The sequence below is a fragment of the Streptomyces katrae genome (assembly GCF_000966975.1).
Lineage (GTDB): Bacteria > Actinomycetota > Actinomycetes > Streptomycetales > Streptomycetaceae > Streptomyces > Streptomyces katrae.
The window spans coordinates 1-11,767 of sequence record NZ_JZWV01000562.1 but is presented as its reverse complement, the minus strand read 5'-3'; the positions used below and the strand labels follow the sequence as shown (position 1 = coordinate 11,767).

The following is an 11,767-nucleotide window of genomic DNA, read 5'->3' as shown; positions in this document are numbered from 1 at the left end:
TCGAGGTGCAGCGGCTCGCCGACCGGTGCGTGGGCCGGCTGCGGGCCTCGGGGCACTCGGGGCGGACCATCGTCCTGAAGGTCCGCCGCTACGACTTCTCCACCCTGACCCGCTCCGAGACCCTGCGCGGGCCCACCGACGATCCGGCGGTGGTGCGGGAGGCGGCCGCCCGGCTGCTGGAGGGCGTGGACACCACCGGTGGGGTGCGGCTGCTGGGGGTCGGCGTGAGCGGGCTGGCGGACTACACCCAGGAGGACCTCTTCGCCCAGGCGCTCGGCGCGGTGGCCCAGGAGGCGGGCGCCGCTCCGCCGGACGGGGTCCGGGAGGCCGAGGAGACCGATGGGGTTACGGGTGCCGCCGTGGCCTCCGGGATATCCGGGGCCCTAGGGGCTCCAGGGCCCGCTGAGACGGCCGTGGCGCCGGTGGAGGACCAGCCCCAGGCCGCGGCGCGCCACTGGCCCGCCGGGAGCGACGTACGGCATGCGCTGTACGGGCCCGGCTGGGTGCAGGGCAGCGGGGTCGGGCGGGTCACCGTGCGCTTCGAGCAGCCCGGCTCACCGCCCGGACGGGTCCGGACCTTCCTGCTGGACGACCCCGAGCTGGAGGCCTCCGACCCGCTGCCCCTCGTGGGCCGGCCGGACGCCTCCCAGCCCTAGTCGGACGGCGGGGGGACGTGGAAGTCCCCGGGCAGGGAGACGTCCAGGCCGTAGTGGTGGTAGAGCTGGAGCTCCTGCTCGGGGGAGAGGTGGCGGCCCACCCCGAAGTCGGGGGCGTCCTTGATCAGGGAGCGTTCGAACGGGACGCGCAGCACCTCTCCGACCACCTCGCTCGGCTCCAGCGGGACGAAGGCGTCCCGGCCGAACAGGCCGGTGCGGACCGCGGCCCACTCCGGGACACCCGTGGCGTCGTCCAGGTAGACCTCGTCCACGGTGCCGATCTTGGCCCCGTTCCGGTCGAACGCCTTGCGGCCGATCAGGCTGCGCGGATCGATGTCGGTCTGCACGGTCCCTCCACGTGGTCGCAGTCATCCGTAATGACTACAAAAGTGCATATTCCGATAGGGGGCCACTCGAGGGAGGGTCCAGATCCTCGCTGGTAGGCTGGGTGATGGCTGTTGACCCTGTGCGGGAGAGTCCTCCGAGTGAGTACGTCGGAGGCGCCGAAGGAGCAAATCCTCCCCGGAATCTCTCAGGCATACGTACCGCACGTGACGAGGCCACTCTGGAAAGCAGGAGCGGGTGCCGGGCGCGCAGTGCCGGTCCCCACTCCTCACCGACGGTGAAAGCCGGACGACGGGCGATCCCCACGACTCCGGTGAAGCTCTCAGGTTGAGATGACAGAGGGGGAGGCCGTCCGGGTGCCCGCGCCGTGGTGCCCCTCGCAGGTCATACGACCAGGAGGCCTCCGTAATGACCGCCAACCGCATTCCGCTCTCCCAGCTCGAGCGGGGCATCCCCTTCGAGCAGCGTCACATCGGCCCGGATGCCGAGGCGCAGGCGAAGATGCTCGCCCAGGTGGGCTACGGCTCCCTCGACGAGCTGACCGCCGCCGCGGTGCCGGATGTGATCAAGACCGCCGAAGCGCTGAACCTGCCCGAGGCGCGGACCGAGGCCGAGGTGCTCGCCGAGCTGCGCTCGCTCGCCGACCGCAACCAGGTCCTCTCCTCGATGATCGGCCTCGGCTACTACGGCACGTTCACGCCGCCGGTGATCCTGCGCAACGTCATGGAGAACCCGGCCTGGTACACGGCCTACACCCCGTACCAGCCGGAGATCTCGCAGGGCCGCCTCGAGGCGCTGCTGAACTTCCAGACCGTCGTCGCCGAACTGACCGGCCTGCCGACCTCGGGCGCCTCCCTGCTCGACGAGGGCACCGCCGCCGCCGAGGCCATGACGCTGGCCCGCCGCGTGGGCAAGGTCAAGGGCAACGTCTTCCTCGTCGACGCCGACGCGCTGCCGCAGACCATCGCCGTGATCGAGACCCGCGCCGAGCCGATCGGCATCGAGGTCGTCGTCGCGGACCTCTCCGAGGGCATCCCGGCCGAGATCGCCGAGCGCGGCGTCTACGGCGTGCTCCTCCAGTACCCGGGCGCCTCCGGCGCCGTGCGCGACATCAAGGCCGTCATCGACCAGGCCCACGAGCTGGGCGCGATCGTCACGGTCTCCGCCGACCTGCTCGCGCTGACCCTGCTGACCTCCCCGGGCGCCCTCGGCGCGGACATCGCCGTCGGCACCACCCAGCGCTTCGGCGTCCCGATGGGCTTCGGCGGCCCGCACGCCGGCTACATGGCCGTCCAGGCCAAGCACGCCCGCTCGCTGCCCGGCCGCCTCGTCGGCGTCTCCGTGGACGCGGACGGCAACAAGGCCTACCGTCTGGCCCTGCAGACCCGCGAGCAGCACATCCGCCGCGAGAAGGCCACCAGCAACATCTGTACCGCGCAGGTGCTGCTCGCCGTCATGGCCGGTATGTACGCCGTCTACCACGGCCCGGACGGCCTGAAGACGATCGCCCGCCGCACCCACCGCTACGCCGCGCTCCTCGCCGCGGGCCTGACGGCCGGCGGGGTCGAGCTGGTGCACGGCTCCTTCTTCGACACCGTCACCGCCCGGGTCCCCGGCAAGGCCGCCGAGGTCGTCGCCGCCGCCCGTGAGAACGGCGTCAACCTGTACCAGGCCGACGCCGACCACGTCTCGGTCTCCTGCGACGAGACCACGCTGCGCGCCGACATCGAGGCCGTCTGGGCCGCCTTCGGCGTCTCCGCCGACATCGAGGCCCTGGACGCCACCACCGAGGACGCGCTGCCCGAGGGCCTGCTGCGCTCGGACGCGTACCTGACCCACCCGGTCTTCCACCAGCACCGCTCCGAGACCGCGATGCTGCGCTACCTGCGCAAGCTCTCGGACAAGGACTACGCGCTGGACCGCGGCATGATCCCGCTGGGCTCCTGCACCATGAAGCTCAACGCGACCACCGAGATGGAGCCGGTCACCTGGCCCGAGTTCGGCCAGCTGCACCCCTTCGCCCCGGTCGAGCAGGCCGGGGGCTACCTCACGCTCATCAGCGAGCTGGAGGAACGTCTCTGCGAGGTCACCGGCTACGACAAGGTCTCCATCCAGCCGAACGCCGGCTCCCAGGGCGAGCTCGCCGGCCTGCTGGCCGTGCGCGCCTACCACCGCGCGAACGGTGACGAGCAGCGCACCGTCTGCCTCATCCCGTCCTCCGCGCACGGCACCAACGCCGCCAGCGCCGTGATGGCCGGTATGAAGGTCGTCGTCGTCAAGACCGCCGACGACGGCGAGGTGGACACCGACGACCTGCGCGCCAAGATCGAGCAGTACCGCGACGAGCTGGCCGTGCTCATGATCACCTACCCGTCGACGCACGGTGTGTTCGAGGAGCACGTCGCCGACATCTGCGCCCAGGTGCACGAGGCGGGCGGCCAGGTCTACGTGGACGGTGCCAACCTGAACGCCCTGGTGGGTCTGGCCAAGCCGGGTCACTTCGGCGGCGACGTCTCGCACCTGAACCTGCACAAGACCTTCTGCATCCCGCACGGCGGCGGCGGCCCGGGCGTCGGCCCGGTCGGTGTCCGGGCGCACCTGGCCCCGTACCTGCCGAACCACCCGCTCCAGCCGACCGCCGGCCCGGAGACGGGCGTCGGTCCGACTCGGCCGCGCCACTCAGGTGGCGGTGCTCGGCGCCAACTACATCGCCAAGCGCCTGGAGCCGCACTACCCGGTGCTCTACACCGGCCCGGGCGACCTGGTCGCCCACGAGTGCATCATCGACCTGCGGCCGCTGTCGAAGGAGACGGGCGTCAGCGTCGACGACATCGCCAAGCGCCTGATCGACTACGGCTTCCACGCCCCGACCATGTCCTTCCCGGTCGCCGGCACGCTCATGATCGAGCCGACGGAGTCCGAGGACCTCGCCGAGATCGACCGCTTCTGCGACGCGATGATCGCCATCCGCGCCGAGATCGAGCGGGTCGCGGGCGGCGAGTGGCCGGCGGACGACAACCCGCTGGCCAACGCCCCGCACACGGCGGCTTCGCTGGGCGGCGAGTGGAACCACCCGTACACCCGTGACGAGGCGGTCTTCCCCGGTGGTGTCTCCGCCGCCGAGAAGTACTGGCCGCCGGTGCGCCGGATCGACGGCGCCTTCGGCGACCGCAACCTGGTGTGCTCCTGCCCGCCGCTGGACGAGTACGACAACTGAACCCTGACACGGTGAAGGGGCCGGCCCCGGAGCTTTCCGCTCCGGGGCCGGCCCCTTTCCATGCGTGCGTGCTCAGGCCGCCGCGAGCGGGCGGTGCGGAGCGATGATCTTGCCGTCCGGCAGCAGCTCACCGGTGTCCTCGAAGAGCAGGACGCCGTTGCACAGCAGGCTCCAGCCCTGTTCCGGGTGGTTGGCCACCGGGCGCGCGGCCTCCCGGTCGGCGGAATCTGATGACGGGCAGGCAGGCTGGTGCTGGCACATGGATGCGTTCTTTCGCTGCGGTGTGGTCTGTTCGCGGGTCTGTTCGCTACGGCTCGATGCGTGGTTCATGGCCGTCCCCCTGGGTCGTCCCCGCACCTGCGGGGAGGATGGTCCTCAGTCTTCCCCCATGACGGCTGCTTCGCAGGGATTTCCCGGCAGCAGTCCTCATGGATTGAAGACGCATCACTCGTGCGGGCGGTTCAAGCCAACTGCCCTGTCCTTTCGGATGGTTCGCGGCTGACCCCGGGGGACTAGGCCGAATGGGTGATACGGGTCAGGCCGCGGGGGCCGCCAGGGTGGGCGGCAGCGGCGGGGCCGCCGGGGTCAGCCGGTGGGTCAGTACCGGCAGCAGCTCCGAGACGGGGTGCGGCCGGTAGGGGGCGATCCCGGGCGGGGCCGGAGCCAGCGGCACCAGCAGATCGGCGGCGGCGGGCAGGCCGGCGGCGGCGTCGGCGCCCACCGCCCCGTGCAGCCACAGGGTCAGCATGTACAGCTCGGGTACGGACAGCAGCCGTGGCTGGTAGCTCTTGCCGAGCTGCTCCGCCTGGCGCAGGGCGCGCTCGGTGGCGGCGACGTAGGGGCCCTCGAAGAAGTGCGAGAAGGCCCAGCCGTCAGGGGTGAGCCGCGTGTCGGCCGCCGCCACGAAGCGGTCGCCGCTGCGGATCAGGAACCGCCAGCCGGTGAGGCGGGTGCGGGGCGGCCTGCCGTCGGCCGCGCGGCCGGACACGCTCAGGCGGTCGAGCACGTGGACCGGCAGCGGGAGCTCGGCGGTCATCGGACCCTGGACCGCGCGCAGGGCGGGGGTGTGCGCCTCGTGGACGGCGGTGGGGGAACCGAGTGCCGCGAGGACGCTGCGCAGGGCGGGCGCGGGAGCCGGGGGGACATGCAGCGGCATGGTGGGTCGCCTCTCACTTGGGAGACCGGTGGTGCAGGGGAAGGTGCGGACGGCGCTGTCGCATTCTGGGGTCAGAGGTGGGCATTGGGGCAATGGCCGCGCGCCAACTCTCTGCCTCGTTTGCGGAGTTTATACGACATGTGTTCACGCAGTGTTTCGGCTAGCTGTCCCGCCTATTGCCGACAAGGCGCTTACCGGACCCGCTGTCATGGCATTCATGCCGCTCGCGCGTGAGGGAACCCGCGCTGACCTCGGAGGTTACCGGACGGGGGCTCGGCTGGAAAGTGCCGGTAATCATGGGCAGGTAAAACCCATACGGAATTTGCGCATCACGGGTTGCCAGGTGAATGTGCCGGAGCGACCATCCGGCCACACCGGCGCGCGCTCCCCGCCAAGCCGCTCCCCGCGGCGTTATCGATCACGGGCCCTGGGCATCATCGACCGTAACGCGCGCCCGGGTGCACCGGGCCAGGCCCGCTCGAGGAGGGACGCTTCGATGGGGGAGAAGGTCGTGGCAGGCGGATTCGACCTGTCCGATCGGCATCGGTATCGGAGGAAGCTTCACGAGTGCCTGGAGGGACTGGAGCGGCTTCTGGCGGAGAAGAGGTTCGACCGCCCCAAGAACATGATGGGACTGGAGATCGAGCTGAATCTCGCGGGTGCCGACGGTTTGCCGCGCATGGTGAATGCACAGGTCCTGGAGCGGATAGCGAGCCCGGATTTCCAGACCGAACTCGGAATGTTCAACCTGGAGGTGAACGTACTCCCGCACCGGCTCGACGGCCGGGTATTCGACCGGCTCGCGGAGGAACTGAGCGCGGGCCTGCACTACGCCCACCGGCAGGCCGCGGAGATCGACGCCGGGGTGGTGATGATCGGGATCCTGCCGACGATCACCCGTGCCGACCTGGCCCTGGCCAACCTGTCCGCGGTGGACCGCTACTCGCTGCTCAACGAACAGATCCTGATGATGCGCGGCGAGGACTTCCGGCTCGACATCGAGGGGGTCGAGCGGCTGACCTGGAGCACCGGGTCGATCGTGCCGGAGGCCGCCTGCACCTCCGTACAGCTGCACCTCCAGGTCACCCCGGCGCGGTTCTCGGACGTGTGGAACGCCGCCCAGGCGGTGACCGCCGTACAGATCGCGGTGGGGGCGAACTCCCCGTTCCTGTTCGGGCGCGAGCTGTGGCGCGAGTCGCGGCCGCCGCTGTTCACCCAGGCCACGGACACCCGGCCGCCCGAGCTGCAGGCCCAGGGGGTGCGGCCGCGCACCTGGTTCGGGGAGAAGTGGGTGGACTCGGTGTACGAGCTGTTCGCCGAGAACGTGCGCTTCTTCCCCTCCCTGCTGCCCATCTGCGACGAGGAGGAGCCGCTGCGGGTGCTCGCCGAGGGCGGGGTGCCCAGCCTCCAGGAGCTGGTGCTGCACAACGGCACGGTCTACCGGTGGAACCGGCCCGTCTACGGGGTCGCGGACGGGGTGCCGCACCTGCGGGTGGAGAACCGGGTGCTGCCCGCCGGGCCCACCGTCGCCGACGTGGTCGCGAACGCCGCCTTCTACTACGGGCTGGTGCGCACCCTCGCGGACGAGCCGCGCCCGGTGTGGACCCGGTTGTCCTTCGCCGAGGCGGAGGCCAACTTCGACGCCGCCTGCCGGTACGGGATCGACGCGCGGATCCGCTGGCCACGCAAGGGGCGCTCCGGCGGACTGGCGAGCGTGCCGGCGGTGCGGCTGGTGCTGGAGGAGCTGCTGCCGATGGCGGCGGCCGGACTGGACGCCTGGGGCATCGAGCCCGCCGACCGCGACCTGTACCTGGGGATCATCGAGGAGCGGTGCCGGCGCCGTGTGAACGGAGCGACCTGGCAGGTGGACACCTACCACCGCGCGCTCGCGGGCGGACTGGACCGCGGCGCCGCACTGGCGGCCACGACCCGCCGCTACAGCGAGCTGATGCACCGCGGAGACCCCGTGCACACCTGGCCGGTCGGGCTGGAGGGCCAGGAGGTGGACGCGCCCGCGGCCGCCCGCCGCTGACCTTCTGCCCGCTGCCGGCCTGCCCCGGACCTGTTCCGGCCCTGCTCCGCCCCGCTCCGTTCCGTCCTCGGTCCAGTCCTGGTGATTCCGTCCGGCCTCCGAGGAGGCAGTATGGGGTGGTCGGAGCGTGACGGACGGGGCAGGACGGGAGTCGGGCGTGCGGGCGGAGCCGGAGCCGGTGGTCGTGGAGCTGCGCGAGGACGGGCGGCGCGCGGTCCTGCGCACCGAGACGCTGCTCGTGCTCGCGCTGTCGCTGGGCGCGAGCGGGGTCTCGGCGCTGATCAGCTTCATCGGCTCGCTCACCAAGCCGGGCGGCCTCAAGGACCAGGCCGCCACCCTCAACGGCTCCTACGCCCCCGGGCGGCCCTGGCTCGACCTGGCCTGGCAGCTGTTCGGGATCGCCACCGCCCTGGTGCCCGTGCTGCTCGTCGCGCACCTGCTGACCCGCGAGGGCGCGCCCGGGCTGCGGGTGCTGGGCTTCGACCGCACCCGCCCCGGACCGGACCTGGCCCGGGGCGCGCTGGTGGCCGCCGCGATCGGCAGCGCGGGGCTGGCCTTCTACCTGGCGGCCCGCGCCACCGGCTTCAACCTGACGGTGGTGCCCGAGGCCCTGCCCGACGTCTGGTGGAAGTTCCCGGTGCTGATCCTCTCCGCGGTGCAGAACGCCGTGGTGGAGGAGGTCATCGTGCTGGCCTACCTGCTGCGCCGGCTGGACGGGCTGGGCTGGTCTCCGGCGGCCGCGCTGCTGGCCAGCTCCCTGCTGCGCGGCTCGTACCACCTCTACCAGGGCATCGGCGGGTTCCTCGGCAACGTGGTGATGGGCGTCGTCTTCGTCCTCGCCTACCGGCGCTGGGGCCGGGTCGGGCCCCTGGTCGTCGCGCACGCCCTGCTCGACATCGTGGCCTTCGGCGGGTACGCCCTGCTCGCGGGCAAGGTCGGCTGGCTGCCGACCCCGTAGTCCCTCAGGTGGAGCAGTCCCCTCAGGGGGAGGTGCGCAGCTCGCCGTCGATGACCGTGACCGCGTGGCCGGTCAGGAGCGTGCGCTCGCCCGCGAGGCGCACCCGGACCAGGCCCGTGCGGGTACCGCCCTGGAGGCCGGTCATCTCGGTGCGGCCGGTGCGCGCCGCCCAGAACGGGGCGAGGGCCGTATGGGCGCTGCCGGTCACCGGGTCCTCCTCGATGCCGAGGGCGGGGAAGAAGCCGCGGCTGACGAAGTCGTAGCCGCGGGCGGGGTCCTCGGCGGGGGCCGTGACGATCACCCCTCGGCGGGAGTGGCCGCGCAGGGCCGCGAAGTCGGGGGAGAGCTCCCGTACGGTCCGCTCGTCTGCCAGCTCCACCACCAGGTCTCCGATGTGCGCGGAGGTGTCGTGGACCGACTTGATGCCGGCGCCTAGCGCGCGGGCGATCTCGGGGTCGGCCTCGACGGGGGTGAGGGAGGAGGTGGGGAAGTCCATGGTGATCGTCCCGTCCTCGGCGACCTCGGCCGTGAGGATGCCGCAGCGGGCGGTGAAGCGGATCAGCCCCTCGGCGAGGCCGCTGGTGGCCAGGGCGTGCGCGGTGGCGAGGGTGGCGTGGCCGCACATGTCGACCTCGGCCACGGGGGTGAACCAGCGCAGCGCCCAGTCGGCGTCCCCGCCGGGCGGCAGCGGGTGGGCGAAGGCGGTCTCGGAGAGGTTGACCTCCGTGGCGACCTGCTGGAGCCAGGTGTCCGGGGGGAAGGGACCGTCGAGGAGGAGGACGCCCGCGGGGTTGCCGTGGAAGGGGCGGTCGGTGAAGGCGTCGATGATTCGGATGCGCATGGGGCCGACCGTAGGGGGCCCGTCCGGACCCGCGCCAAGGCCGCGGGGGCGGTGGGGGTCAGGTCCGGGAGAGGGCCTTGGTGCCGGACAGGAGGGGGATGAGGGTGTAGTTCCCGTCCCCGGAGCCGCAGGTGGGGGTCGTGTCGGCGGTGCCGGAGATCTTCGTGCCGGTGGCGAAACGGCCGTCACCGCTCGGCAGGAAGGTGGTGAAGTGGTCGGTGAGGCGGCTGAAGTAGTACTGGCACTGCTGGAGGTTGAGGTAGCGCCCGGCGGTCAGGTCCAGCGCCTTGACGGAGGAGAGCAGGGGCACCAGGTAGTAGAGCCCGCGACCGGGGCCGCAGGAGACCTGGGTGTCGGGGGTGTTCGAGACGTTGGTCCCGGCGCTCCACTCGCTGCCCCGACCCCCGACGATCACGGTGAGGTGGTCGTGCTGGAGGTCGGAGTAGTAGACGCACTGGTGCAGGTTGAGGTAGCGGCCGGAGCCCAGGTCGAGGGATTCCAAGGAGGCCCAGGGGAAGACCGGCGTGTAGTTGCCGTCACCGCCGCCGCAGGACAGGGCCCGGTCCGGTGCCGCCGAGATGTTCGTCCCCGCCGCGAACCGCCCGTCGAGACTGGGCACGAGCGTCGTGAGGTAGTCGACCCCCGGCGTGGGCTGGTACACGCACTGGTGCAGGTTGAGGATGTTCCCCGCCAGTGGCCGGACCTCGTCGGCCGCGGCCGTTGCCGCCGGCCCCGGCAGTGCGGAGAGCAGCGCGGCCGCGCCGGCCGCCGCGGCGAGCCACTTCCTGATCCGTCCCTGATGGCGCATGGATGTCCCCTTTCGTCGGCTTCCCGTGGTTTCGCGGGGCAAGAACAGCACGCGCGGACGAGCATCGACTAGGAGTTCTGCCGCCGATCCACCCCAAAGGGTGCAGGTGGGGAGTGGTGTTGCCGCCTTCGGTGGGCTCTCCTTGCAATAGTTTCCGATATATCGTTGACGCATCGCGATGGATCAGCGATAGTGGAACACGTCAAGGAAGCACAGTCGGACGAAAGGAGCGCAGTGATGCGTTCACGCGGACAGCACGGCCACGGACACGAGCACGGACGGGGTCACGGCCACTGCGGGCCGGACCGTCGGGAGGAGTTCAGGGGGCGTCGCGCGGCCTTCGGGCCGTTCGGCCCCGGCTTCGGCGGCGGGCCCTTCGGCGGAAGGGGCGGGCGCGGCGGCCCGCGCGGAAGGGCGCGGCGCGGCGACGTGCGCGCGTCCATCCTGGCGCTGCTCGCCGACCGGCCCATGCACGGCTACGAGATGATCCAGGAGATCGGCGAGCGCAGCGGCGGGGCGTGGAAGCCCAGCCCCGGCTCGGTGTACCCGACCCTGCAGCTGCTCGAGGACGAAGGGCTGATCAGCAGCGCGAGCGAGGGCGGCAAGAAGCTGTTCACGCTCACGGACTCCGGCCGCGCCGAGGCCGAGTCGGGCCCCGACGCCCCCTGGGCGGATGCCGGGCGAGGCTTCGACTTCGAGGCGATGCACGAGGTCCGTGCCGCCGGCGTCGGCCTGATGGAGGCCTTCGGGCAGGTCTTCAAGACCGGCACGCCCGAGCAGCGGGAGAAGGCCCTCGCGGTCGTCAACGACGCCCGCAAGAAGCTGTACCTGATCCTGGCCGACGAGCACTGACCCGGCCGGCGGAACGAGAACGGCGCGCCCCGCGAGGACTCTCGCGGGGCGCGCCGTTCGGCGTGTGCGGGGGGGCGGGTCAGGCGACCAGGGCGGCGAGCCGGCGCAGCGACTCGTTCAGCGCGGCGGTGGCCGAGTCCTTGAGCTTGCCCGCCATCAGGGACACCGCGGCCCCCGTGAACTCCCCGTCGATGCGGACCTTCGTCGCCGTGCCGTCGGCGGTCAGGGTGTACCGGGTCAGGACGGCGACCCCCATCGGGCCCTTGCCCGTGATGGCGAACAGGCGCTGGTCCTCCAGCTCCGAGACCGTCCAGAGGACCTCGGCGGGGAAGCCCATCATCTTCATGTTCTCGGTGAAGGTGGCGCCGACCGCGAGGGTCTCGGGGCCGCCCTTCGGGAAGTCGGTGTGGGTCATGCTCCACTGGCCGTACGCGCCCCAGTCGGTCAGCTGGGCCCAGAGCTTCGCGGCGGGCGCCTCGATGCGTGATTCCGCGGTGACTTCAGCCATGCGTCCACCCCTTCTCGTCGGGTACGTGCGGCGGAACGTAGCCCCGGGGACCGGAACATTCAATACTGATGGGCTGTCAGATGTCGGGGGTGCCCGGGCCCTCGGTGTCGGGTGCGTCTCAACAGGTGTCACCCTGGTGACGCTCCTGACGCGTCCTGTCATGATGGCCCGATGCAAGCGTCAGGGAAGAACGCCGGACTGGGCCTCGCCCTCGTCTCGGCGTGTGCGTTCGGTGGTTCCGGCGTCGCGGCGAAGCCGCTGATCGAGGCGGGTCTGGACCCGCTCCACATGGTGTGGCTGCGGGTGGCGGGGGCGGCCCTGGTGCTCTCCCCGCTGGCCTGGCGCCACCGCGCCCTGGTGCGGCGGCGGCCCCTGCTGCTGGCCGGCTTCGGGC

The 11,767-nt window shown here is 71.8% G+C and carries 10 protein-coding genes, 2 pseudogenes and 1 riboswitch; of the genes and pseudogenes, 6 read left to right on the top strand and 6 right to left on the bottom strand.

Going from position 1 to position 11,767, the window contains the following annotated elements; all coding sequences use genetic code 11:
• A partial coding sequence (locus tag VR44_RS20435) for a DinB/UmuC family translesion DNA polymerase (protein WP_045948999.1) occupies positions 1 to 656 on the top strand: 656 nt, incomplete at its 5' end.
• Here the strand turns inward: VR44_RS20435 and VR44_RS20430 are convergent.
• Entirely contained in the window at positions 653 to 1,003 is a 351-nt protein-coding gene (locus VR44_RS20430; protein ID WP_045948998.1) for a PRC-barrel domain-containing protein, read from the bottom strand. The genes VR44_RS20435 and VR44_RS20430 overlap by 4 nt on opposite strands.
• 112 nt (positions 1,004 to 1,115) lie before the next feature.
• Positions 1,116 to 1,214: riboswitch (glycine riboswitch) on the top strand.
• A 195-nt stretch (positions 1,215 to 1,409) separates the two neighbouring features.
• Between VR44_RS20430 and gcvP the strand changes: the two are divergent.
• Positions 1,410 to 4,218: pseudogene (gene gcvP / locus VR44_RS20425) on the top strand (aminomethyl-transferring glycine dehydrogenase).
• 72 nt (positions 4,219 to 4,290) lie between these two features.
• On the opposite strand, the gene VR44_RS20420 reads toward gcvP, so the two are convergent.
• Positions 4,291 to 4,479: a DUF5999 family protein gene (locus VR44_RS20420; protein WP_045948997.1), complete on the bottom strand. Its 189-nt coding sequence runs from the start codon at positions 4,477 to 4,479 to the stop codon at positions 4,291 to 4,293.
• Positions 4,480 to 4,753: 274 nt separating this feature from the next.
• Positions 4,754 to 5,374 carry a hypothetical protein gene (locus tag VR44_RS20415; protein WP_045948996.1) on the bottom strand — a complete coding sequence of 207 codons (621 nt, stop codon included), beginning with the start codon at positions 5,372 to 5,374 and terminating at the stop codon, positions 4,754 to 4,756.
• A gap of 496 nt (positions 5,375 to 5,870) precedes the next feature.
• On the opposite strand from VR44_RS20415, the gene VR44_RS20410 reads away from it, so the two are divergent.
• Positions 5,871 to 7,406, top strand: a complete 1,536-nt coding sequence (locus tag VR44_RS20410) for a glutamate-cysteine ligase family protein (protein ID WP_045948995.1) — start codon at positions 5,871 to 5,873, stop codon at positions 7,404 to 7,406.
• A 157-nt stretch (positions 7,407 to 7,563) separates the two neighbouring features.
• Positions 7,564 to 8,364, top strand: a complete 801-nt coding sequence (locus VR44_RS20405) for a CPBP family intramembrane glutamic endopeptidase (protein ID WP_045948994.1) — start codon at positions 7,564 to 7,566, stop codon at positions 8,362 to 8,364.
• Between the two features lie 22 nt (positions 8,365 to 8,386).
• On the opposite strand, the gene VR44_RS20400 is transcribed toward VR44_RS20405, so the two are convergent.
• Positions 8,387 to 9,205, bottom strand: a complete 819-nt coding sequence (locus tag VR44_RS20400) for a PhzF family phenazine biosynthesis protein (protein ID WP_045948993.1) — start codon at positions 9,203 to 9,205, stop codon at positions 8,387 to 8,389.
• 58 nt (positions 9,206 to 9,263) lie between these two features.
• Positions 9,264 to 10,013, bottom strand: coding sequence for a hypothetical protein (locus tag VR44_RS20395; protein ID WP_045948992.1), 750 nt, complete (start codon positions 10,011 to 10,013; stop codon positions 9,264 to 9,266).
• A 237-nt stretch (positions 10,014 to 10,250) separates the two neighbouring features.
• Between VR44_RS20395 and VR44_RS20390 the strand changes: the two genes are divergently transcribed.
• On the top strand, positions 10,251 to 10,865 hold the full coding sequence (locus tag VR44_RS20390) for a PadR family transcriptional regulator (RefSeq protein WP_094191780.1): 615 nt from the start codon (positions 10,251 to 10,253) through the stop codon (positions 10,863 to 10,865).
• Positions 10,866 to 10,944: 79 nt separating this feature from the next.
• Here VR44_RS20390 and VR44_RS20385 read toward each other — a convergent pair whose 3' ends face one another.
• On the bottom strand, positions 10,945 to 11,373 hold the full coding sequence (locus VR44_RS20385; RefSeq protein WP_045948990.1) for a type II toxin-antitoxin system Rv0910 family toxin: 429 nt from the start codon (positions 11,371 to 11,373) through the stop codon (positions 10,945 to 10,947).
• Positions 11,374 to 11,544: 171 nt separating this feature from the next.
• Here VR44_RS20385 and VR44_RS20380 point away from each other — a divergent pair.
• Positions 11,545 to 11,767 (top strand): annotated as a pseudogene (locus tag VR44_RS20380) (EamA family transporter); the annotation flags it as partial.

What these genes read in the sequence shown, in the direction of transcription:
- VR44_RS20420 (WP_045948997.1), bottom strand. Translation starts at nt 4,479, where the DNA reads ATGTGCCAGCACCAGCCTGCCTGCCCGTCATCAGATTCCGCCGACCGG.
- VR44_RS20415 (WP_045948996.1), bottom strand. Translation starts at nt 5,374, where the DNA reads ATGCCGCTGCATGTCCCCCCGGCTCCCGCGCCCGCCCTGCGCAGCGTC.
- VR44_RS20410 (WP_045948995.1), top strand. Translation starts at nt 5,871, where the DNA reads ATGGGGGAGAAGGTCGTGGCAGGCGGATTCGACCTGTCCGATCGGCAT.
- VR44_RS20400 (WP_045948993.1), bottom strand. Translation starts at nt 9,205, where the DNA reads ATGCGCATCCGAATCATCGACGCCTTCACCGACCGCCCCTTCCACGGC.
- VR44_RS20395 (WP_045948992.1), bottom strand. Translation starts at nt 10,013, where the DNA reads ATGCGCCATCAGGGACGGATCAGGAAGTGGCTCGCCGCGGCGGCCGGC.
- VR44_RS20390 (WP_094191780.1), top strand. Translation starts at nt 10,251, where the DNA reads ATGCGTTCACGCGGACAGCACGGCCACGGACACGAGCACGGACGGGGT.
- VR44_RS20385 (WP_045948990.1), bottom strand. Translation starts at nt 11,373, where the DNA reads ATGGCTGAAGTCACCGCGGAATCACGCATCGAGGCGCCCGCCGCGAAG.